Genomic DNA, 20275 nt, shown 5'->3' on the forward strand with positions numbered 1-20275 from the left:
TTACAAAACTTTAATTCCCAGAGGGTTTTGTAATTTTATTTAACTGCATTTCTACAGATAGACTAAAAATATGAATAAGTCGGCCTACGAAGCCCTCGTCAACTCCCACGCCCTGATTGAGTTTAACCCAGATGGAAAAATCCTTTGGGCGAATCGCAATTTTTTAAATCTTGTGGGCTACGAGATGAACGAGATTCACGGCAAGCATCATTCAATCTTTCTGCCCAACTATGAAACTCACGCACAAGAATACAGTGAAATGTGGGAGACCCTGCGCGAGGGGAATCCCCAAGTCGGCGAATTTAAACGTCTCGCCCGATCCGGTGCTGAAATTTGGGTTCACTGTTCCTACACTCCGGTAAAAAATGATTTAGGTGATGTTATCAAAGTTCTAAGCATGGCCTTTGATATCACCGAGAAAAAACAACTGGCGGAAAATTTAGAACGAAAAAATCAAGAGTTGCTTTCAACAGCTGCGAAAGCCCGTGCGGCGACTTACGCTAAATCTGTATTCTTAGCAAACATGAGCCATGAAATCCGCACACCGTTAAACTCCATCATCGGAATCACAGATACTTTGGCTGAAACTCCGCTGGACGGCCAGCAGTCTTCATTCGTAGAAATCCTGCAAAGAGCCAACTATCAGTTGATGACGATCATCAACGACGTTTTGGATCTATCCAAAGTCGAAGCCGGAGAAATCGTTCTGCACATGTTGCCGTTCAGTCTGCAAAAAGTTATCGAAGATATTTTCTCGATCCTTGAGTTCCGCGCAAAAGAAAAAGGATTGCAGCTAAAATTCATCGTCGATCCCGATCTGCAAGAATACTACATTGGTGACTCGGATCGCTTGCGCCAAGTTCTGATAAATCTTTTGAACAATGCGATTAAGTTCACTCACCAGGGCTGCGTTACATTGCATGTGATGCCAAACACAACGACCCGGGCTGGGACTTTGCTTTTCAGTGTGACAGATACAGGTATTGGCGTAAAAAAACAGAATTTCAAAGATATCTTCCGTCCCTTTACTCAAGCCGACCCTACAACCACTCGGCGCTATGGCGGCACAGGTTTAGGTTTGTCGATCAGTCAAAAAATCGTAAGCCTGATGGGCGGAGCTATTTGGCTTGAGAGTGAACCTGAAGTTGGCAGCACATTCTATTTCACAGCCTCCATGCCTGCCACAACAGAAAGAATCACCAGCCATCACAATCCTCTGCAAGGTCGCTATCAATTAAACGACAGCAATCACTTTATGCAAGAGGAGCGTCTAAAAGTTTTGGTTGTGGATGATGTCGATGACAATCGCAATTTATTGGGAATTTACCTGCAAAAAACTATTCACTCGATCACCTATGCTGAGAGCGGTAACGATGCCGTGAGCTTGGCCGAAAAAAATCCATACGACGTGATCTTTATGGATGTGCAAATGCCGGGAATGGATGGTCACGAAGCCACCATGCGTATTCGTGAAATCGAGCGCGAACAAGGTCGCAAACCTGCGCGTATTTTTGCATGTACCGCAAATGCTTTCGCTGAAGATATCGAACGCAGTCTGGGGGCTGGATGTGACATGCACTTATCCAAGCCTATTCGCAAGGACACTCTGATGAAAGCTATCAATTCTTGCTTTGCTAAGGCTGAGGCAGCTGTTGGTTAAGGCCGTGGCGATCCAAAATCGTCTGTTTCGATAAACCGCCAATTTCATCCACTGAATAAAAAACTCTTACAGATGTTGGATTCTCGCTCCAATCATAGATCATTCCCGCGCACATCTTACACGGCTTGTGAGTGCTGTACAAAGTTGCTCCGGCAGGAATTTTCTGACTGTTTTCTTTGAACAGTCTTTGGATCAGATTTACTTCCGCATGCAGAGTTTTATTTTTCGAGTTTGAGTTCACACCGTAACCCAGTAGCTCCCCTTCGGCAGAAATCAGAATAGCTGCGATATCACGATCGTGATCATGCAAAACTTCTCCGCGAGGAACTTGTTGGGCCAAGCTCAAGGCCACGCGCAAATGATCCTCGTCAGTTTGTGTTCCTTGTGCCGCAAACCACTTTTGTACATCCGCGACACTCTGTTTGTTTTCACTGCTTAAATGAGATACCTGACTCAAAATGTTTTCTTTAGAATCCACCTCGATCAACTCTAGGGATTCCGAAAATTCAGGATCTTGCACAGGGATAATACCGTCACTGGCTCTTTTCGCCACGACTTTGATCATTCCGCGGTCCATTTCAGATAAGGTTGCTGTCGAAAAAATTCGTTGGCGCAGAATAAAGAAACTATGATCCACATGGCGATCGAATAGACCTTGCAGCAGTTTTACCACCGCAGACGAAGGTGCCACCGAGCCTTGCGAGTAATGCGCGAAATAGACTTTTCCCTGAAACTCCACGAAAGCCACATCGAATGTGTCTTTATAGAGTAAAAATGCTAGATGACGGGCTCTTTTTTCGGCGCTCATATAAGAATTGGTACCATAACGTCGCTTTTTTGTCTAAAAAGGCCCCATGCAAATGATCAAAAACCGCCTCGAAAAGAACTATAAGAAACTAAAATCCTGGGCCGAGCGCGCAGGCATCGAAGCTTATCGTCTTTACGACCGCGATATTCCAGAATACCCGTTCATCGTGGATATTTATGGCGATCATTTCTTGATCTACGATAAAGGCGACAGCCGCGATATCGAGAAAAATCACCTCCCCCATGTGGTTGAGGCTCTCCAAGCGCTTTTCAAAGCAGATGAGTCAAAAATCATCGTCAAAAAGCGCGAGCGCCAAGAAGGTCTTAAGCAATACGAAAAAATGGATCAAAAGGAACAAACCTTCACGGTGAAAGAGTCTCAGGCGACTTTCAAAGTAAACCTGTACGATTACTTGGATACGGGCTTGTTCTTGGATCACCGTCCCATGCGCCAAAAGGTTTTTAAAACCGCTGCCAACAAGAAATTCCTGAACCTCTTCTGCTACACAGGCTCTGTGAGCGTATTTGCCGCTCTGGCAGGGGCTCGCACGACTTCAGTGGATATGTCTCAGACTTATTTGGGGTGGGCTGAGGAAAATTTTGAGCTCAATAAGTTGCCAGCTTCCTCTCACAGCTTTATCAACGCCAACGTGCTTGAGTGGCTGGATAAAAACCAAGGTACGCCGGCATTTGACATGATCTTCTTGGATCCACCGACGTTCTCTAACTCCAAAAAAATGCAGGACAGCTTTGAAGTGGAGCGTGACCAGGAATTCCTAGTCAACGCCTGCATGAGCATGCTGGAACCGGGCGGAGTTTTGTATTTCTCCAACAACAAACGCAAATTCAACCTGTCACCTGCAATTAAAGCCCAGTACAAGGTTCGTGACCTCACTGAGGAAAGCATCCCTCAGGATTTCCACGACAAAAAAATCCACGTCTGTTTCGAGATCAAAGCCCTCTAGAAAATTTGATTTTCATCGAGGCCCAGAAAAGTCTTGCCCCCCAGGTCAAAAGGACCTATTTACGGATTAAATCGTAAGCAAAATTCTAACATTTGGAGGGCATGGAATTGAATGCTTTAGGTCGCCACATATTGGTTGAGTTCAGCGGGTGTAACGCTGAGGTGTTAAACGACGTTTCTATCATCGAAAGAAGTATGATCGAAGCAGCACAGATCGCAGGTGCTACTGTGATTAACTCGACATTCCACCATTTTTCTCCTTGGGGAGTGAGCGGTGTGGTCGTGATTCAGGAAAGCCATTTGGCAATCCATACTTGGCCGGAATACAGATACGCAGCAGTGGATCTTTTCACATGCGGCGAAACTGTTGATCCTTGGGTTTCCTTTGAACATCTAAAAAAAGCATTCCAGGCAAACTACTCTGCGATCGAAATGAATCGCGGTTCTTTGCACGTGATCCAAAAAACAGATTTCAAACCAAAAACAATTCGCGAAAAGCCGACTTTCGATTTGTCTAAAGGCGTGCAAATGGAGCGCAACGTTTGGTTCACCGATAAGGATGAAAACCAAGCTTTGTCTTTGCGCTACACTGGCGATGTTTTGTTTGACGAAATAAATCCATTCCAACGCGTGCGCGTTTTGGAATCTTACTCTCACGGTAAATTCTTGGCGATCAACAATATGGTGATGTGCTCTGAACGTGACGAGTTCCATTACCACGAGATGATCACTCACCCAGTGATGCAAGCTCACGGTAAAGCTAAGAACGTTCTAGTCATCGGTGGTGGTGACGGCGGAACGATTCGTGAGTTGTTCAAGTACGACGTTGATAAAGTGACCATGGTTGAAATTGACGAAGCAGTTGTTCGCGCTTCCAAACTTCACCTTCCAAATATCGCGTCTGAATTCAGCAATCCAAAATTGAATCTTATTATCGGTGACGGAATCCAGTTCGTAAAAAATGCGGCTCCAAATACTTACGATGTTATCATCGTTGATGGTTCGGACCCAGTAGGACCTGCAGAAGGTCTTTTCACAGCTGAATTCTACCAAAACTGCAAAAATGCTCTGAAAGATGGCGGCTTCGTGATCACTCAAGGTGAGTCTCCGATGTTCCATGAGGGCACTTTTGTTGAGCTTAACAAGTGCTTAAAAGGCATCTTTGGGTCTAGCTCGGTACACACTATGCTATTCCACGCTACGACTTACCCGTCAGGTATGTGGAGCTTGCAAGTGGGTGTTAAGGGTTCTACTCATCCAGCTTCAGACTTTAACAAAGACAACGCGCGCCAATTCGCAAAAGCGAAGGGCTTGAAATACTACAATGAGGATTTGCACTCTGCAGCGTTCTCATTGCCGACATTCGTTAAGACGATGTTGGGCCAAAACTAAGATTTCTAAGGGACTCCGTCATTCTGTGCCGGAGTCCTGCACAATTCTAAAAGATAGACCGATCTCCATTTTCAATATAGTTTCATTTAAGAATTCCTCCGACCCGGTCGGAGACTATAGAGAAACTCGCCTCGACACATTGGTTGAGGCCTAACAGGAGATGTTTATGTTCAAACTTCCAACACTTCCATACGCAAAAACAGACCTAGCTCCTTTGTTCAATGAAGAACAAATGACTTTCCACTATGACAAACATCACAAAGCTTATATCGACAATTTGAATAAAGCGATGGAGACAGATGCTTCTTTGAAAGGTAAATCCCTTGAAGAGATCGTTCTTTCTTCTTCTGGCGGTAACTTCAATAACTCGGCACAAGCTTGGAACCACACGTTCTATTGGTTCAACATGGCTCCAGTAGGCAAAGGTGGCAAACCTTCTGCTGATCTTGAGACTGCAATCAAACGTGATTTCGGTTCTATCGATGAGTTGAAAGCTAAGTTCGTTGACGGTGGTATGAAAACTTTCGGTTCTGGCTGGATCTGGCTGTGCACAGATGCTTCAGGCAAATTGAGTCTAGTATCTACTTCAAATGCGGCAGTTCCATTCACTAACAACGGTCCAGCTCCAATTATGGTTGCTGACGTTTGGGAACACGCTTACTACGTTGATTACCGCAATCTTCGTCTTAAATACCTTGAAACATTCTGGGCACAAGTAAACTGGGATTATGTATCTCAATGTTACGCTTCTAAGAAAGTTCAAGATTTGACGAAAGCGATGACTGCTTAGTCATTTCAGAAATTCTGAAAACGGAAAAGGGAGCTGATGAAGCTCCCTTTTTTGTCCCTTCACACTGGCAAGATCTTGCCTAAGCCCCGCCTCTGGTTACTTTCCCTTCATACAACAGTTCCGTACTTGTTGGTTCTCACCGTTGTTTCACAATGAAGGCAACCGTAAGGAGGTTCTATATGAAAACGCTGATCGCACTTTTGCTGGCCAGCACATTCTCGTGGAGTACTTATGCGGCTCCTTCTCATACTTTTATGAAAAGTCCGATTCACGCCACCGAGGAAGTAGCGATTGACTATGATTTCGGCGAAGTCACCATGGGCAATGGGGCTTCACAAACTTGGGAGTTCACTGCTCCTGAAGATGCGGCTGTGTATATCAGCCAAATCATGATTACTGGCGATGACTACTGGGCAGATACTGACTGCTTAGGAAAACTCGACGCCACTTACTCATGCACTTTCACACTGTACTTTGTGCCTTCCAAAGCCGGACACGCTATGGGTACTGTGAAAATCATGACGAATATGGATAACGTCACCATCAATGCTAAAGCCAAAGGCATGGCCGCGCAGTAACACATGCTCAGTAACGCAAATAAAAAGGGAGTGTTACTAGCACTCCCTTTGCGGATCTTAAGCTTTCATCCATTTACGACTTGGGTCTTTTTTATCAACTGGCCATGAGGTCCAATCGACCTCCATGTGCATCGCTGTTTTCAAGTTTTCTAAAATCAATTCCGCGTCTTCGATTTGCCAGAAATCCTTGGCGTGAGTCGTTTTTGATTTCAATGCGATATCAGATACCAATGAATAAACCATTCCACTCATAGGCGGAATCAGGAAGCCCATCGTATTTAAAACACCCTGCAAACGCGACAGGATCGATTTTCCGCCCACAGAATGCATCAACACCATCACTGCACAGGGTTTACCCATGATCGCGGGAGTGGCTTCTAAATCCGTCATTTGCTCTAGCAGTTTTTGCATCGGGCTTCCCCAGGAATCCCAATATGTGCCAGTGACAAAAATAAACCCATCGCTTGCTGCAATTTTCTTTTTCAAAGTCGAGTTCACTGCAGTTTTTGCTAAATGAACCGTTTCAAATTTTAGGGATTTATCAAGTTTGGAAATTTTCTTGATGAACTCGGCACAGTTGCCTTTATCACCCGCGGGACTACCATTAAGGACTAAAACTTTTTTCATAGAGTTCAAGCCTAGCTGAAATTTTTAAGAGAAGCAAAAAAGAAGGCGCCCTTTTATGGAGTGGGCGCCTGTCATGGAGGGATATTGGGAAAAGGACCGCATGATTTAACAAGTATTCACCATTAAGTTGCCTCCTTTATCTGAAGGTCCGGAACGGTCACACGTCCCGGTGTATAGTTTGAAAAGAAGGAGCTCGGCGGGGGCGGTCTATGATTAATATATTATTAAGCACATCCTGCACACCGGAGAGCTCCCATGCCGAGCCGACTGCTAAAGCTTTAAGTCTTGGTCGGAAGACTTCGCCTTGAAGGTTCACAACGCCGTCTTCTACGGAGACTTCGATATGTTCACCACCAATGAGTACGAATTCTTCAATCGACTCAGAGATTAATTTCTTTAGCTCTTCATCGGAGCGAAAGTAGTCAGATGGAACCACGATGCGGTCTTCAATAGACCATACTCCATCAAAATCGGAGACGAGTTCCAGGGCTGCCATTTTTTTAAAAGACGTATCGCAACTGCCTGTAACAATCACGGCACATCCGCGCACAATCACATCGAAGTCGGCAGGGCTAACACGTTTATCCCATTTCAATCGCTCTACGATTTTTCGTCGCAGGTCTGTATCGATTAGGCTATTTCTAGTATTAGATCCCATGGGCCAACTCCTTTCTTGATTGCTCGGTTAAATGTTAAGTATTTCTCTAACTATTAAGTTTTGAATCGCTATTCAGCTTTACCCCAGTCTTCACGAAGCATTTGATTCATAGCGATCATTTCTGATTCTTCCTCTGTTGGGAAATAGTTCAGCATTGGATCGTGTCTTCTGTGCATAGCTTTTTTCGAAGAGCGACGACGCAAGATAGATTTCAAGGAATCCACTGTTTGCATCACAGCTCTTTTAAAACTTTCGTCAGACTTCACAACTTTGATAACTGATTTAGAATGACTTGGTTTCAAAATCACCTCGCAAGAATAACTAGGTTTGCGAGACTGAGTGCGATGCCTTTCGGTTACCACTCTAACTGTGAGGTGAGCAGCACTGTCGTATTTAAAGAAGTCCTCAATGGAGCCTTCTACTTTCTCAAGTAAATAGGATTCGAGGTTTTCAGTACGAGTGATGTCTCTGTAGTAGATGTCTGTTTGCATATCTACCTCCTTGTTTAATCATTATCGTTGAGATCAAACAATTCTTTAAATATATAATTTAAATGACATATATAAGTTAAAGTTATAGGTTTAGGCTAGGCGCAGAGGAAAACCCTCGTGGTCTTAGACAGTTAGAAGACTGTGGTCCAGGTCTTGGTTCCAAAAGGGGTCCGATTTTTCACTCTAAAACTGGGTAGGAAATATGTTTAATTTTAATCACTTGTACTACTTCCACATCACCGCAAAAGTTGGAGGTGTGTCAAATGCCGCAAAGTATCTGCGAATTTCACAACCCAGCCTCTCGTCACAACTTAAAATTTTAGAGAGTAATCTCGAGGTAAAACTCTTCGAAAAAAAAGGTCGTGTCTTGCAATTGACACCAGACGGAGAGAAGGCTTTTGCTTACACGAAAAAAATGTTTGATATCGCTAGCGAGTTTTCCGAGTCTTTAAAATCCCCTGGCGAAAAAATGAATGAGCGCTTGCACGTCGGAATTTCCGAGCAAGTGGAAAGACCCTTTATCGCCGATCTTCTTTCTCCCGTTATTCGCGATCACCGAGGGCAAACTAACAAAATTATCTCTATTACTTCGGCACCAGACGACGCGATTTTACAGCAGCTTCGCACGAAGGAAGCTGACCTGATGCTAACAAATAAGCCGATCTATGCGGAAGACGTCGTGGAGCTAGCGACAATTGCGGCTCCCGTGAATTTAATGGTTTCTACACAGCTTTTGAAAACTTTGAAAATGAAGGTTTCCCGCAACACCACAGTTCAGGATTTCTTAGCGGCCTTCCCTGGTGGCCTTGTCATTCCCTCTTACAAAATGAAACTTCGCCACGAGACAGATCTATATATCGAAGAAATCAAAACACGCAAAAAAATCTCATTCGAGTCTGATATCTTATCGGTCGTAGGACGTGCAATTGTCGATGGCGCGGGGGTTGGCTTCCTGCCGATCCCTTACTTATTGGAAGAGATCAAACTCGGACTCGTGACAGTGATTGGGCCGAAGGCAGGACTATGGAAGCACTCTCTGTATATGCTTTCACATAAAGAAGATCATTATGATGAGCTCACTGAAGATATCGTAAAACGTTTCAAGCAATTGGATAAGTGGAGCTAGCTACTGACGATTCCAAATATACGAAATGATCTCGTCTCCCATGCCGATATCGAGATAAAGACGACCGTCTTTAAACCATACATGGGAGAGAGTTTTTCGCCCTAACTGCATATCAGAGTCTTGCCCACACCAAGAAGCATTCTGTGGATTCACCCACATCACTTCTTGCAGCAATGTTTCTTCAGCGAACTGATACAGAGCTCGTCGCTCACAGAAACCCTCCTCATCATCACGGTGATAGCGAAGGGAGTTCGTACCATCCTCTGAGAATTCATACTGAATCTGCAAAGCTGGATTCGGACGAGGAATTTCATGTCCTTGATAAAGCAGGCTTGTAAAGAGCCACAGACCTACAATGGATTCTGCGATCATACTAGAAACCTCTTTTCTGAAGAAGGGCGCGCGCCGCTTGCAACTCCCCGGCTGCCAATTCGGAATCTATAACCAAACGCAAGCTTGCGCCGAAATCTTTAAAGTCACTTCCAGGAACCAGGCGAGCCAAAGTCAAAGCGGCAATACGAATGCCTTTTGGTGATCCGAGCTGTTCTTTCAAATCCCACAGCACACCACTGATAATGCCTGAATCATGATAGAGGCCGCCGTTTTTATCAGCCAATGAAACCGCATTCACGACGGAGCGACGGAAGGGCCCTTTCAAATAGGACGCCTCACCCATATTGGGATTGTTCAACTGAGCCGCTGTAAAAAAGTCTGCGAAGCCCTCGTTCAGCGATCCTCCCTCCCCCTCGAAGGGAAGACCAGCTATGGAATCGACCAGAGCGTGCACACTCTCGTGAACCACGACGGAGGGATCTTGAGCAAGGTGTGAATACACCTCATCGTCCCCCGCGCCCAGACGAATTTTTCCTTGATAATAAAAGGCTGAATTTGTTTTTTCAGGAAAGCCCACTTGGACTTCCGCTTGTAATACAAAAGGAATTTTAAAACCCAACATACTATCGAACCAAGATAACGACTCATCTAAAAAGTAAAAAGCCTGTACCTGATCGAAACGTGGATCTTTGTTATTAAATTTAAGTGGCTCCATGACAGATACGATTTTAGAGGTATTTTGCGAGTTCACCATCAAGCGAGTGTTCGCCAATGTCGGATTAGCATAAAGACCTGATAAAACCACCTCTTGAAGTTCTCTCTTTCTGGAACCTTTGGGGAAAACCCAAGCCAAAGTATCTTGAAAATGTGATCCGACCCTTTGGACTTTTTGAATTTGCAGAAAATTATTGAAACGCGCTTCCCAAGTAACTCCTTGATTGTCGACGTAAAGGACCTTCCACAAGGGTTGATAAAAGCCCTTATGGTGCGCAATCACTAGCGACACAGAGAGCGGTGCTTTCTTACGAAAAATCGGCAACGAAGTGCACAGACGTTTCTCGATATGGCTTTTATTCGCAAGATATTCCTCTAAGGGAATATCTTTTAATTTTTCTTCGATCGTAGTGATACGACCACGAACTGCGAGCTGATTTGAGCCGCTGGAGATTTCTTTAATATAAGTATCCTCAACCGGAACGCCACGAATCTGTTGTTGGCGCAAAGACACCTTCTGTGAAAACACGGAGGCTTCACTGGCGGTAACTGAATCAACTTGTTTTAAGATTTCTAAAGACTCTTTGGAAGAGCCCGATCTCCACTCGACAGTTTGGAGATCGGACTTTGGAGAACAGGAGGCTAGCGCGATGAAAAAAGTTAAGAAGGGGATTTTTTTCATGCGGAGATTCCTCCAGTTCATTTTAGATGCGACTACTCAATATTAACGGATTTTTCTAGGTAAGTTCCGTCACCATTCTCGAAACGAAGATTGTGTTTGCCCGGAGCAAATTTTCCTAAACGCACTTCTTTTTGAAATGGAATTAAAACCATGATACACATGCCTTCAGACACTGAGGCGATAGATTTCACTGTGTGGTTGAAGTCGTCTTTATTCACAACATCCGCACGTTTCCATTTGTAGCAACCGTTTTGGAAAATACCGTTTACCACAACATAAACGTCATAGTTGGAATCAAACCCACCAGGAACAAACACACCGCTGATGCCGATTTGCACGTCGCGCTCGACCGGAGCTGCTTCGTTAGCGAAAGAAACTGAACTTAAAACCATCATTAGGGCGATAACTCTTGCGAACATTTTCATCTTATCCTCCTTGGAAAGACCTCTTCGTCTTGTCTAAGGAATACGCCCGCTAAATCGCCCCGGGGATGACGGGAATCATGAATGCGCGTCGCATCTGCAAATCACGCCTGGGGTGGAGATGTCTTTCCATCGCCGTGTACTAGATTCACCAACGAATTGATCGCATCCTTCAATCCCACAGATTGTTGAGCTAAAGATTCTGCCGACTTCACAGCTTGTTCGCTGGTTTGATTATTCTTCTGAGTGATATCATCCAAACTTGTCATCGCATGAGTGATGGATTCAATACCACGCGACTGTTCTTGGCTGGCACTTGCAATTTCAGAATTGATGGCGGCTACTTTATTCACGTTGTCGATGATTTCAGAAAGAGCCACCTTACTTGCATGCGCAAGCTGTGATCCATGTTTTGATTTCTCGACGTTCTCTTTAATCAAATCACTGATCTGTTTTGCAGAGGCCGCACTTCGTTGAGCCAATCCCCGAACGGCATCAGCCACCACCGCAAAGCCTTTGCCCTGCTCACCCGCGCGAGCCGCTTCCACAGCGGCGTTTAAGGCTAATAGATTGGTTTGAAATGCGATATCATCGATCACGGTGACGATCTCTTCAATCTTACGCGAGCTTCCGGCGATTTCTTCCATGGCTCCGATAAGTTTTGAAATTTCGTTTTCGCCTTTTTCTGCTGCTGACTTAGCAGATCCAGAAAGACTACTTGCCTGCACACCATTTTGAGCATTCAATCCAATCGTCGTCGAAATGTTTTCCACACTGTTGGTTGTTCGCTGCAAAGAATCCGCTTGAACAGAGGTTGCACTGGAAAGTGTCTCTGCCGTCAGTGCCATTCCTTCAGAGGCATGAGCCACATTTTCGGCATTCGATAAAAGATTTTCCGCAATACCCACCAACGTGCGAGACAGCTTCGCCGTGAAGCTTTTAACAATGGCAAAGATTATGAGCACCGCTAATGCAATCGACACGGACATCGCAAGTGTCGAGCGCATAGATTTCTGTGTCACACCTTGAACTTGTCCGTGGATCTCATGCAGAATCTGATCGATAGGTCCATCTAGCAGCAAAACTGCTTTCGCCATGGCCTCATTAAATCCCTCCAGATCCAGACCGTATTGTCCTTCGCTGGATTTTGCGATGATCGAATTGTAAATCATCGAAATCATCTGCCAGTCCTCGTTATTCTGAAAGGCATCTAAACTAGCTCGGACCTCGGGAGAAATATGCAAGAGTGGATTTTCGATATTGCCAACGATTCCATTATAAAGCTTTTCCATTTTAGCCACGTTAGTTGTACTTAACGGGGCATTGGAAAGAAGAATCGGTAAAAGCATCGATTGCAGTTTGGTACCTGACTCCCGGGATTGTTCTAAAATATTGATGCTGATCAAATTAGACTGCACTGCCGCGATAGGAATTTCTCTGGCAATGGAAATTTCTAACTGAATCAAACGATGGATCAGATTGTTGTATCCCTCAAAGGTATCACCAGAAATATCCGTGTCGACTTCCTTGCGGATTTTACCCAAAGATTCTGCCACTTGGCCTGAGATCTCCTTAAGATTTGATTGCAATGGTGATTTCGTCAGAGCCGCTGTGAATTCCTGAAACGCAACATCCAACTGTTCGCGCTGCTTTTTGATTTGATCGGGTGTCGCGGTCCCAATCAGAATTGAGCCCACTGCGGCTCGTTCTGACTGGAGGCCCTTCACCAATTTTGCGGTGGAAGAAAACGCATTGGTGATATCCAAAGTCTGATTGGCATTTTTATAAGTCTTCCAACCGTCCCAAATATAGATTCCGCTTAAAGCAACAAAAGCAAATAGAGGGATTGTGATAAGAACCGCAATTTTTGTTTCCAAACTTATCTTCATCAAGAACTCCAGGTGGATGTAGTTACATACGGATGTATTTATTGAGTTATTAAGGGTTTACAGGACGAAGTTTATAAATCCACCCGGGGTTAGCTTCAAATTTGGAAACGAGTGCTCCGATAAGATAGGGGCGCAACCAATGGAGAAGCAAAATGAAACGTTTGTTTTTATGTACGTCACTTCTGTTCGTCGGCAGTTCAGTTCACGCAGCAGAATTTCCTGCACAGACTCCTGCCAGACTGGAAGCTGGTAAAGCCCTTTATCAGAAAAACTGCCTAGCTTGTCATGGTGAAAAAGGCGACGGCGCAGGCCCCGCTGGTAAGATGATGAAGCCAAAGCCTCGCGACTTTGCTCATTCGACTTTTGTAAATGGAGACAAACCAGAAAGCATTGCTAAGACAATTTCCGATGGTTTGCCGGGAACGGCGATGGCTCCGTTTAAATCTTTAAGCGATGAAGAGCGTGCATCGCTCGCTTATTACGTTCTGTCTTTAAGAAAGAAATAGTTCACAAACAAAGTTCAAAAAAAAAGGCCGGTCTATGACCAGCCTTTTCTATTTTGTATCTAATTTAAAAACTAGTACGGTTGACGAGCTGTAGAGTTCGCAAGATCCATGGCGAAAACAACACCCAATTTCGAATACATCGCAGAGTGAGCGAAGTTCGTTTTGTCGTTGATAACGTCTTTCGCTGTGTGGATGTGTGGGTTGTCTGCGCGCATAGTTGCTTCAAATGGCATCAATGTCGCGTAACCTTGTCTGAACCAAGAAGCATGGTCACTGCAACCATAACCACATTGATCGTCGACGATACGAGCATGAAGGTAAGTTTCGTTCACTGCTCTAAGGTATTCGTGCAACCATTTGCTTGTGAAATCTGTCATGTTACCGATCACGAACTCACCCGCACCTGGATAAGAAGTCATATCCAATTGAAGAACCGCAACAACATCACGTTTTTCAGCTTTATAAGTTTTTGCGATTTCCGCAGAACCCAAAAGACCTGATTCCTCACCCGCGTACCAGAAGAATTCAACTGAACGCTCTGGTTGAGCTTTTTGACTGATGATGCGCAAGATTTCTAGCAAGTTTGCAGAACCCGAAGCATTGTCATCAGCACCCGGAGCTTGTTGACCGCCGCCCCAGCCTTGATTGATGGAATCCAAGTGACCGCCCAGAACTACGATTTCATTTGGACGAGTCGAACCTGTGATACGAACACGAACTGATTTTTGTGGTGTCGAATTGTGATCAATCAAAGAGATTTCGTAAGGCAACGTTGAACTCGCAAGCAACGTTTGCAGACGTCTTTTCATATCGTCCACGTGAACGTTCGGAGTTTTGCTACGATTGAAACGATTTGGGTAAGAAGACAACCAAGTCACCCACTCACGCAAGTTTTGTTCGCTGACTTCGTTCACAGCGGACTCGATTTTCTCGCTTTTCTCAAGTTTTACAGCCGCAAATGGGGCTCTGTCATAAAGGTCATTTTTAGCTTTAATTTCAGCCAAAGACGACAGCATGGAGTTGAAATCCAAGGCTGCGAAGTTCTTTTCTGTAGTCAAATCTTCAAAGCCGCCACATTTGCCTACTTTATGAGCGCGCTCTTGGATTTTCTGTTGCATTTCCGGGGTGATAACCGCATATCCAACACCTACGGATTCTTCTTTAGCCAACACCGGAATATCCAAAGCCTTCAAGTCAGCCAAATCGGCCAAAATCGGTTTTGTGGTGAAATTTTCTAGGTGAGCTTGGTGAGCAGAAGCAGTTTGAGCTGCAACGAGTAGTAGAGCCATCATGGCTATTTTCATGGATTCATTCCTTTGAAATAGATTACTTGTTTACAATGTTAGCCAAGTTGTCCGCAGCGAGCAAAGATTTATCCGTTTAACGCGTGAACTTAACAAATGATGAGAGCCCGATGAAAACCGACATTCTCTTGGTCACTTTGAATTCAACTTACCAACATTCCTCGTTTGGTTTGCGCTACCTTTATGCGAATTTGAAAGAGCTCCAAGAGCGCGCAACGATCCTTGAGTTCACTACTCAAAAAGATCCGCGCGACATCGCTGAGCAACTTTTAAAACTAAACCCCAAGATCATCGGCCTTGGCGTATATATCTGGAATGCCAACGAAAGTTACGAACTGGTGAGCTTGATCAAACGTATCAGCCCAGAGACCATCGTTGTGCTTGGCGGCCCGGAAGTAACTCACGAATCTGAATCTCAAGCGATCGTTAGAACAGCTGACTTCACGCTGACAGGCGAAGCGGATTTCTTATTTCACGATTTCTGCCAAAAGTATTTTGCAACGGGCGAACTGCCTTTTAACAAAATCGTTAGCGGTTCTCTGCCAGATATTAAAGAAATTGTTTCTCCGTACACTCACTACACCGATGAAGACATTAAAAACCGTGTTCTTTACGTGGAAGTTTCCCGTGGCTGTCCTTACCGCTGCGAATACTGCCTGTCTTCTTTGGATAAGTCGGTTCGTAACTTTGATATCACGCAATTCTTGGCGGATATGCAGGTACTCCTAGATCGTGGTGCCCGACAGTTCAAATTCATCGATCGTACTTTCAATTTAAGTCCAACGATTTGCACACAGATTCTAAATTTCTTTTTAGAGCGTATTGAGCTTGGCTTGTTTCTGCATTTTGAAATGGTCCCGGATCGTCTACCCGCTGAAATCCGCGAGTTGATCAAAAAATTCCCTGCGGGATCTTTGCAATTTGAAATCGGTATCCAAACTTGGAATGTGGACGTAGCAAAACTTGTCAGCCGCAGAAACGACCTTGAAAAAGTTAAAGAAAACTTCCGCTTCTTAGCACAAGAAACTGGAATCCACTCCCACGCGGATTTGATCGTGGGTTTACCTGGCGAGGACATCCATAGCTTTGCAAAAGGTTTTGATATCCTGGCTGAACTTCGTCCTGACGAAATTCAAGTGGGTATTTTAAAACGCCTTAAAGGCGCACCTATTTCTCGTCACGATAAAGAGTGGGAAATGGTTTACTCTGAACATCCACCATTCCAAATCCTTAGAACGAAAATGATGGATTACCCAACGATGCAAAAGATGAATCGTTTTGCAAAGTACTGGGACTTATTCGCGAACAGCGGAAACTTTAAGAATTTTACAGCGGCCTTGAAAACCCGATCTGAAGAGTCCGAGCAGAAGTCCTTCTTCTGGGAGATGTTTGCATTTAGCGAATATATGTCAGTAAGGCATGCACAGTCGTTTGGTATCTCTTTGATCAACCTGGTTGAATCCGCATTGATCTATCTGACTGAGCACTTAAACTGGGATCACGAAGAGGCGCGCCAGCTTTTAATTTCAGATTATATGGCGCCAGGAACTCGTGAATTGCCAAAAGTGTTGAAGGTATACCCTGAGCCAAAAAATAAAGGCTTACCGCCTGAAGCACGTGTGAACCTCCCTAAAAGGCAACAGCGGCATCTTGTAAAATCGGAGACTCCGTCTTCCTAACTAAGACGGACCCGATTAAGAACGAAAACCCCATAATCAACATCGTACAACGCCAGTACATAAGGCTCACCCATTGATTGCGAATCCCCTGCCAGTCATTGGGAGCGCCCTCGAACTGCCAGGAATAGATAAGTTTATTCAGTGGCATATTCCCCGTCCACGTCATCACTAACTCATCAACGATACAGAGCAAAGCCAAAGACACCATTAAGAACTCAACCTTTTTCCAATGTCTGCGCATGACTATCAGATGCACAACCAGCTTGAAAACCACAACCATACACAACAGCGGCGTCCACGACAGAAAAGATCTTTGCATGGATTGATGAAAAGCGATGTAAGACGACGCTGAGAGCTTTTGCATCGCGGGTCCCATGCCAATCATAAAGGCAAACGCATTCCCCGCAAGCAGCCCAATCAAGAGCAAGCTCGTGTACTTTAAAAATTGATTTAATTTCATGGCTTTCTTATACGTGGCCCAAAATAAACTTCACGTTTCAATTTATCCATCATCTTGATGTGAATGAAATTAATGTTCCCGAAATTTTTTGGCATAGCCCGTATAAGAAATTGATTTTGATTTGCACCAAACAAATTTGAAGTCAGCGCACAACTCCCGCGTCCATAAAAGCTTCCAAGTTCCTTTTTGAAAAAACACCGGGCGTAGTCCTTTTTCCCTCTGTATTTCTAAATCAAACTCTTCCAGCCAACTTGCGATCTCGTTTGGTTTTCTAAATAATTTGTACTCAAAGAACTTGTTGGGTGCGTGATTTAAGAACCACTTCATCACTTTATTCATCCAAAAGTATGAAATTAGAGTTTTGTTTATCGTGCGATAAAAAAGCAGTCCTCCTGGACGCAATACTCGACTCATCTCTGAAATAATCTTCTCCGGGTCTGACACATGCTCAAATAAATCCATGGCCACAACGACGTCAAAACTGTCCTTAGGAAACGGAAGTCGATAGGCATCGCCCTCGACATAGCGAACCTTGTGAGTCTGATCCATCATCTCGGCAACCTTTAAGCTGGTGCGAGAAATATCCAAACCTGTGACCTTGTGACCCGCCACGGAAGCCGCATTCGCAAAAAAACCCGCTCCACTGCCGACTTCAAGGAGCTCCGCCCGAAAGCCAATGTACTTGCGGATTTCAGAGAGAATCCATCCCATTTGCGCCGCCGTTTCTAAGCGCAAAAGAGCCATCGGCCCCTGACTCGAGGAGTACCAAGCAGCTGCCAAGTCAGCATATAAATCAGCTTTAGATGTGTCTTGCTGATCGAGCTTTCGCAGTTCGATCTCTTCATCCACTAGCACCTCCCTCCTCATCACGCTAACAAGGAGTGGGGAAGATCGACGAATTCTGCGAAGTCCAGTGATAATAATCAATCACCACCCTCGACAACTTGGCGAAGGCCTGGCTACAATCTAACACAATGGAAATCATCGAAGTCGTCTGTCGTATAGCTTTCGGTCTACAAATGGCCTTTTGGGGTCTTAATGGCTTTTTTCACTGGTTGAAGATTCCGCCATCTCCGCCAGTTATTGAAAAGTTCGTCGACGCTTGTATGGAAACAAAATTCATCATGCCCACAGTAAAAACTCTGGAGATATTGGCGGGACTTTCGCTGGTATTGGGCTTGGCAGTTCCACTAAATGTGATGTTGATGGCGCCAATTGTTTTTGTGATCACTCTTTTGCACTTACTGCATAACCCAAAACCTTGGGGCGTAGTCATTCCGATCACACTGCCTTTTGCGGTGATTATTGGATTTCACATCCCAGGAATTCTTGCAGGAAATTTCTAAATCAAAGTGATCAAAGCTAAGATTGCTGGCAAAGCTTGAATAAAGAAAATGCGGCGATTCACACTGTAGGCGCCGTAAATGCCTGCAATCACCACGCAAATCAAAAAGAAAAATTTGATCTGACGAGCAAACACATCGTCTGCTTGAAAAATCCCCCAAAGCAATCCCGCTGCCAAAAATCCATTATAGAGACCTTGATTGCCTGCTAGGACCGCAGTGGTTTGGGCTTTTTCAAACGTATTACGAAAAACTCTAAGGCCTGTCGGCTTCGTCCATAGCGACATCTCCAGATACATAAATCCGAAGTGCATGATGGCTACGATAGCAACTAACGTCAGGCTTAGAATTTCCATGATTAGATTCCTGTTTGAGAAATTTTGTAAGCGATCTCGTCCAAGCTTTCGATATCAAACAATGTTGATAGAGATTTCTTTTGAGATGCGGAAGTTTCCAAAATCTTACCCAAAAGTTTCAAAAGATCTTCAGAAGTAACGATACCTACTAACTCACTTTTTTCGTCAGTGATTAGGATCGAGCTGATTTTTTTATCAACCATTGTCTTAACTGCCGTCGCAAGCGGAGTCTCTTGGCTCATCCAAGATACTGGCCAGCTCATCAGAGCATCAACTTTAACTTGTTCTGGATTTGGAAGGTGAGAGAAATCTCTGTCAGAAAGAATACCAACAATTTTGTTTTTATCGTCAACAACCGGCAAATGGCGGATGTTTTTTTCTCTCATCATGTTTTGAGCTGCAGCCAGAGATTCTCCAGCTGCGATCATGATTACAGTGTTGGTCATTACGTCGCGTGCAATACTTGTCATCCGAGGCTCCTTTAAGGATTAGCCCTCTTAGTACACAATACCCATCGCCTTTTTAACATCAGAAAGAGTTTGTGCCGCGACATTTCTTGCTGCTTCAGTGCCACTGCGCAAAATTTCTTTTACATAGCCCATGTCTTTCGCATATTGCTCACGACGTTGGCGCATTGGAGCTATTTCTGCCTCCAAAATTTCCAAGATACGTTTCTTAAGAACGCCATCACCCAAACCACCGCGACGGTAATGCTCTTTCAAAGCCTCCACCTCAGTCTTATTTGGATCGAACACATCAAGGAATGTGAAAGGCACGTGACCCTCAACTGTTCCTGGATCTTCGACTTTCAAGTGATTTGGATCCGTGTACATCGCATTTACTTTTTTCTTAAGTTCGTTGGGAGTATCGCCCAAGTAAATCGCGTTACCCAAAGACTTAGACATTTTAGCTTTACCATCGATACCAGTCAGACGACCTGTTGTACCGATCATCGCTTTTACATCGTGGAAAATTTCTGTTTTGTACAAGTGATGAAAGCGGCGAGCGATTTCATTTGTTTGCTCGATCATCGGCTGTTGGTCTTCACCTACCGGAACCAAGTCAGCTTTGAATGCCAAGATATCAGCCGCTTGTGAAACCGGATAAGTAAAGAAACCTGCAGGGATTGAATCCTTCATGTTCTTTTGGCGGATTTCATCTTTCAAAGTTGGATTGCGCTCGAGGCGTGCCACCGTCACCAAGTTCATGAAATAAAAAGTCAGTTCAAAAAGTTCTGGAACCTGAGACTGAATAAAGATCGTGCTTTGTTTTGGATCGATACCCACAGCCAAATAATCCAAAGCCACTTGTTCAACGTTTTTACGAACGTGCTCAGGATTTTCGTAATAATCCGTCAATGCTTGCGCATCAGCGATCAAAACATACTGATTATATTCGGATTGTAGCTTTACGCGATTTTGTAAAGAGCCTACGTAGTGTCCAAGATGTAAAGGGCCTGTTGGGCGATCGCCCGTCAAAATGATCTTTTTCATA

At 44.5% G+C, this 20275-nt stretch carries 23 protein-coding genes; 9 read left to right on the top strand and 14 right to left on the bottom strand.

Going from position 1 to position 20275, the window contains the following annotated elements; translation table 11 throughout:
• Positions 1-70: 70 nt before the first annotated feature.
• Positions 71-1660 carry an ATP-binding protein gene (locus tag ACLVWP_RS17340; protein WP_413558917.1) on the top strand — a complete coding sequence of 530 codons (1590 nt, stop codon included), beginning with the start codon at positions 71-73 and terminating at the stop codon, positions 1658-1660.
• Here ACLVWP_RS17340 and ACLVWP_RS17345 read toward each other — a convergent pair.
• The gene (locus ACLVWP_RS17345; RefSeq protein WP_413558918.1) at positions 1635-2468 is read right to left on the bottom strand and encodes a Bd3614 family nucleic acid deaminase; all 834 of its coding nucleotides are present in this window, start codon (positions 2466-2468) and stop codon (positions 1635-1637) included. The two genes, ACLVWP_RS17340 and ACLVWP_RS17345, sit on opposite strands and share 26 nt — an antisense overlap.
• A gap of 46 nt (positions 2469-2514) precedes the next feature.
• Between ACLVWP_RS17345 and ACLVWP_RS17350 the strand changes: the two genes are divergently transcribed.
• The 4 genes from ACLVWP_RS17350 to ACLVWP_RS17365 all read left to right on the top strand — a co-directional run bounded on the left by ACLVWP_RS17350 (position 2515) and on the right by ACLVWP_RS17365 (position 6191).
• Positions 2515-3432: a class I SAM-dependent methyltransferase gene (locus tag ACLVWP_RS17350; protein WP_413558919.1), complete on the top strand. Its 918-nt coding sequence runs from the start codon at positions 2515-2517 to the stop codon at positions 3430-3432.
• 107 nt (positions 3433-3539) lie between these two features.
• Positions 3540-4823 (top strand): polyamine aminopropyltransferase, encoded by a 1284-nt coding sequence (gene speE / locus ACLVWP_RS17355; RefSeq protein WP_413561590.1) that lies wholly within the window; start codon positions 3540-3542, stop codon positions 4821-4823.
• A gap of 166 nt (positions 4824-4989) precedes the next feature.
• Positions 4990-5613 carry a superoxide dismutase gene (locus ACLVWP_RS17360; RefSeq protein WP_413558920.1) on the top strand — a complete coding sequence of 208 codons (624 nt, stop codon included), beginning with the start codon at positions 4990-4992 and terminating at the stop codon, positions 5611-5613.
• 179 nt (positions 5614-5792) lie between these two features.
• Positions 5793-6191, top strand: coding sequence for a hypothetical protein (locus ACLVWP_RS17365; RefSeq protein WP_413558921.1), 399 nt, complete (start codon positions 5793-5795; stop codon positions 6189-6191).
• A 57-nt stretch (positions 6192-6248) separates the two neighbouring features.
• Here the strand turns inward: ACLVWP_RS17365 and ACLVWP_RS17370 are convergent, their stop codons facing one another.
• From ACLVWP_RS17370 to ACLVWP_RS17380, 3 genes are all read right to left on the bottom strand, one after another.
• On the bottom strand, positions 6249-6818 hold the full coding sequence (locus tag ACLVWP_RS17370) for a flavodoxin family protein (protein WP_413558922.1): 570 nt from the start codon (positions 6816-6818) through the stop codon (positions 6249-6251).
• Between the two features lie 157 nt (positions 6819-6975).
• Positions 6976-7476: a BON domain-containing protein gene (locus ACLVWP_RS17375; RefSeq protein WP_413558923.1), complete on the bottom strand. Its 501-nt coding sequence runs from the start codon at positions 7474-7476 to the stop codon at positions 6976-6978.
• Between the two features lie 68 nt (positions 7477-7544).
• A complete protein-coding gene (locus tag ACLVWP_RS17380) occupies positions 7545-7967 on the bottom strand; it encodes an HPF/RaiA family ribosome-associated protein (RefSeq protein WP_413558924.1) in 423 nt (140 codons plus the stop codon).
• Positions 7968-8169: 202 nt separating this feature from the next.
• On the opposite strand from ACLVWP_RS17380, the gene ACLVWP_RS17385 reads away from it, so the two are divergent.
• A complete protein-coding gene (locus ACLVWP_RS17385) occupies positions 8170-9093 on the top strand; it encodes a LysR family transcriptional regulator (RefSeq protein ID WP_413558925.1) in 924 nt (307 codons plus the stop codon).
• On the opposite strand, the gene ACLVWP_RS17390 is transcribed toward ACLVWP_RS17385, so the two are convergent.
• The 4 genes from ACLVWP_RS17390 to ACLVWP_RS17405 all read right to left on the bottom strand — a co-directional run bounded on the left by ACLVWP_RS17390 (position 9094) and on the right by ACLVWP_RS17405 (position 13133).
• Positions 9094-9465 (bottom strand): hypothetical protein, encoded by a 372-nt coding sequence (locus tag ACLVWP_RS17390; RefSeq protein WP_413558926.1) that lies wholly within the window; start codon positions 9463-9465, stop codon positions 9094-9096.
• Between the two features lies 1 nt (position 9466).
• The gene (locus ACLVWP_RS17395; protein WP_413558927.1) at positions 9467-10822 is read right to left on the bottom strand and encodes a hypothetical protein; all 1356 of its coding nucleotides are present in this window, start codon (positions 10820-10822) and stop codon (positions 9467-9469) included.
• Between the two features lie 32 nt (positions 10823-10854).
• A complete protein-coding gene (locus tag ACLVWP_RS17400) occupies positions 10855-11247 on the bottom strand; it encodes a hypothetical protein (protein WP_413558928.1) in 393 nt (130 codons plus the stop codon).
• Between the two features lie 101 nt (positions 11248-11348).
• Positions 11349-13133 carry a methyl-accepting chemotaxis protein gene (locus ACLVWP_RS17405; protein ID WP_413558929.1) on the bottom strand — a complete coding sequence of 595 codons (1785 nt, stop codon included), beginning with the start codon at positions 13131-13133 and terminating at the stop codon, positions 11349-11351.
• A gap of 152 nt (positions 13134-13285) precedes the next feature.
• Here ACLVWP_RS17405 and ACLVWP_RS17410 point away from each other — a divergent pair, with 152 nt between their 5' ends.
• Positions 13286-13639 (top strand): c-type cytochrome, encoded by a 354-nt coding sequence (locus tag ACLVWP_RS17410; RefSeq protein ID WP_413558930.1) that lies wholly within the window; start codon positions 13286-13288, stop codon positions 13637-13639.
• Positions 13640-13710: 71 nt separating this feature from the next.
• Here ACLVWP_RS17410 and ACLVWP_RS17415 read toward each other — a convergent pair whose 3' ends face one another.
• A complete protein-coding gene (locus ACLVWP_RS17415) occupies positions 13711-14943 on the bottom strand; it encodes a M28 family peptidase (RefSeq protein ID WP_413558931.1) in 1233 nt (410 codons plus the stop codon).
• A 110-nt stretch (positions 14944-15053) separates the two neighbouring features.
• Here ACLVWP_RS17415 and ACLVWP_RS17420 point away from each other — a divergent pair, with 110 nt between their 5' ends.
• Positions 15054-16622 (top strand): DUF4080 domain-containing protein, encoded by a 1569-nt coding sequence (locus ACLVWP_RS17420; protein ID WP_413558932.1) that lies wholly within the window; start codon positions 15054-15056, stop codon positions 16620-16622.
• Here the strand turns inward: ACLVWP_RS17420 and ACLVWP_RS17425 are convergent.
• Both ACLVWP_RS17425 and ubiG read right to left on the bottom strand, forming a co-directional pair.
• Positions 16573-17082, bottom strand: coding sequence for an anthrone oxygenase family protein (locus ACLVWP_RS17425; RefSeq protein ID WP_413558933.1), 510 nt, complete (start codon positions 17080-17082; stop codon positions 16573-16575). The genes ACLVWP_RS17420 and ACLVWP_RS17425 overlap by 50 nt on opposite strands.
• Positions 17083-17151: 69 nt before the next feature.
• Positions 17152-17931 (bottom strand): bifunctional 2-polyprenyl-6-hydroxyphenol methylase/3-demethylubiquinol 3-O-methyltransferase UbiG, encoded by a 780-nt coding sequence (ubiG, locus tag ACLVWP_RS17430; RefSeq protein WP_413558934.1) that lies wholly within the window; start codon positions 17929-17931, stop codon positions 17152-17154.
• Positions 17932-18056: 125 nt separating this feature from the next.
• Between ubiG and ACLVWP_RS17435 the strand changes: the two genes are divergently transcribed.
• Positions 18057-18428 carry a DoxX family membrane protein gene (locus tag ACLVWP_RS17435; protein ID WP_413558935.1) on the top strand — a complete coding sequence of 124 codons (372 nt, stop codon included), beginning with the start codon at positions 18057-18059 and terminating at the stop codon, positions 18426-18428.
• Here ACLVWP_RS17435 and ACLVWP_RS17440 read toward each other — a convergent pair.
• The 3 genes from ACLVWP_RS17440 to trpS are packed head-to-tail and all read right to left on the bottom strand — an operon-like array spanning position 18425 to position 20274.
• Entirely contained in the window at positions 18425-18781 is a 357-nt protein-coding gene (locus tag ACLVWP_RS17440; protein WP_413558936.1) for a DUF1304 domain-containing protein, read from the bottom strand. The genes ACLVWP_RS17435 and ACLVWP_RS17440 overlap by 4 nt on opposite strands.
• A gap of 2 nt (positions 18782-18783) precedes the next feature.
• Positions 18784-19251, bottom strand: a complete 468-nt coding sequence (locus tag ACLVWP_RS17445; RefSeq protein WP_413558937.1) for an HPP family protein — start codon at positions 19249-19251, stop codon at positions 18784-18786.
• A gap of 27 nt (positions 19252-19278) precedes the next feature.
• Positions 19279-20274, bottom strand: a complete 996-nt coding sequence (gene trpS, locus ACLVWP_RS17450) for a tryptophan--tRNA ligase (RefSeq protein WP_413558938.1) — start codon at positions 20272-20274, stop codon at positions 19279-19281.
• Between the last annotated feature and the right edge of the window lies 1 nt (position 20275).

Source organism: Bdellovibrio sp. HCB209 (assembly GCF_047306065.1).
Taxonomy (GTDB): domain Bacteria; phylum Bdellovibrionota; class Bdellovibrionia; order Bdellovibrionales; family Bdellovibrionaceae; genus Bdellovibrio.

What these genes read in the sequence shown, in the direction of transcription:
- ACLVWP_RS17415 (WP_413558931.1), bottom strand. Translation starts at nt 14,943, where the DNA reads ATGAAAATAGCCATGATGGCTCTACTACTCGTTGCAGCTCAAACTGCT.
- ACLVWP_RS17345 (WP_413558918.1), bottom strand. Translation starts at nt 2,468, where the DNA reads ATGAGCGCCGAAAAAAGAGCCCGTCATCTAGCATTTTTACTCTATAAA.
- trpS (WP_413558938.1), bottom strand. Translation starts at nt 20,274, where the DNA reads ATGAAAAAGATCATTTTGACGGGCGATCGCCCAACAGGCCCTTTACAT.
- ACLVWP_RS17395 (WP_413558927.1), bottom strand. Translation starts at nt 10,822, where the DNA reads ATGAAAAAAATCCCCTTCTTAACTTTTTTCATCGCGCTAGCCTCCTGT.
- ACLVWP_RS17350 (WP_413558919.1), top strand. Translation starts at nt 2,515, where the DNA reads ATGCAAATGATCAAAAACCGCCTCGAAAAGAACTATAAGAAACTAAAA.
- ACLVWP_RS17435 (WP_413558935.1), top strand. Translation starts at nt 18,057, where the DNA reads ATGGAAATCATCGAAGTCGTCTGTCGTATAGCTTTCGGTCTACAAATG.
- ACLVWP_RS17365 (WP_413558921.1), top strand. Translation starts at nt 5,793, where the DNA reads ATGAAAACGCTGATCGCACTTTTGCTGGCCAGCACATTCTCGTGGAGT.
- ACLVWP_RS17425 (WP_413558933.1), bottom strand. Translation starts at nt 17,082, where the DNA reads ATGAAATTAAATCAATTTTTAAAGTACACGAGCTTGCTCTTGATTGGG.
- ACLVWP_RS17440 (WP_413558936.1), bottom strand. Translation starts at nt 18,781, where the DNA reads ATGGAAATTCTAAGCCTGACGTTAGTTGCTATCGTAGCCATCATGCAC.
- ACLVWP_RS17385 (WP_413558925.1), top strand. Translation starts at nt 8,170, where the DNA reads ATGTTTAATTTTAATCACTTGTACTACTTCCACATCACCGCAAAAGTT.
- ACLVWP_RS17380 (WP_413558924.1), bottom strand. Translation starts at nt 7,967, where the DNA reads ATGCAAACAGACATCTACTACAGAGACATCACTCGTACTGAAAACCTC.
- ACLVWP_RS17400 (WP_413558928.1), bottom strand. Translation starts at nt 11,247, where the DNA reads ATGAAAATGTTCGCAAGAGTTATCGCCCTAATGATGGTTTTAAGTTCA.
- ACLVWP_RS17405 (WP_413558929.1), bottom strand. Translation starts at nt 13,133, where the DNA reads ATGAAGATAAGTTTGGAAACAAAAATTGCGGTTCTTATCACAATCCCT.
- ACLVWP_RS17360 (WP_413558920.1), top strand. Translation starts at nt 4,990, where the DNA reads ATGTTCAAACTTCCAACACTTCCATACGCAAAAACAGACCTAGCTCCT.
- ACLVWP_RS17370 (WP_413558922.1), bottom strand. Translation starts at nt 6,818, where the DNA reads ATGAAAAAAGTTTTAGTCCTTAATGGTAGTCCCGCGGGTGATAAAGGC.
- ACLVWP_RS17420 (WP_413558932.1), top strand. Translation starts at nt 15,054, where the DNA reads ATGAAAACCGACATTCTCTTGGTCACTTTGAATTCAACTTACCAACAT.
- ACLVWP_RS17340 (WP_413558917.1), top strand. Translation starts at nt 71, where the DNA reads ATGAATAAGTCGGCCTACGAAGCCCTCGTCAACTCCCACGCCCTGATT.
- ACLVWP_RS17375 (WP_413558923.1), bottom strand. Translation starts at nt 7,476, where the DNA reads ATGGGATCTAATACTAGAAATAGCCTAATCGATACAGACCTGCGACGA.
- ACLVWP_RS17390 (WP_413558926.1), bottom strand. Translation starts at nt 9,465, where the DNA reads ATGATCGCAGAATCCATTGTAGGTCTGTGGCTCTTTACAAGCCTGCTT.
- ACLVWP_RS17410 (WP_413558930.1), top strand. Translation starts at nt 13,286, where the DNA reads ATGAAACGTTTGTTTTTATGTACGTCACTTCTGTTCGTCGGCAGTTCA.
- ACLVWP_RS17445 (WP_413558937.1), bottom strand. Translation starts at nt 19,251, where the DNA reads ATGACAAGTATTGCACGCGACGTAATGACCAACACTGTAATCATGATC.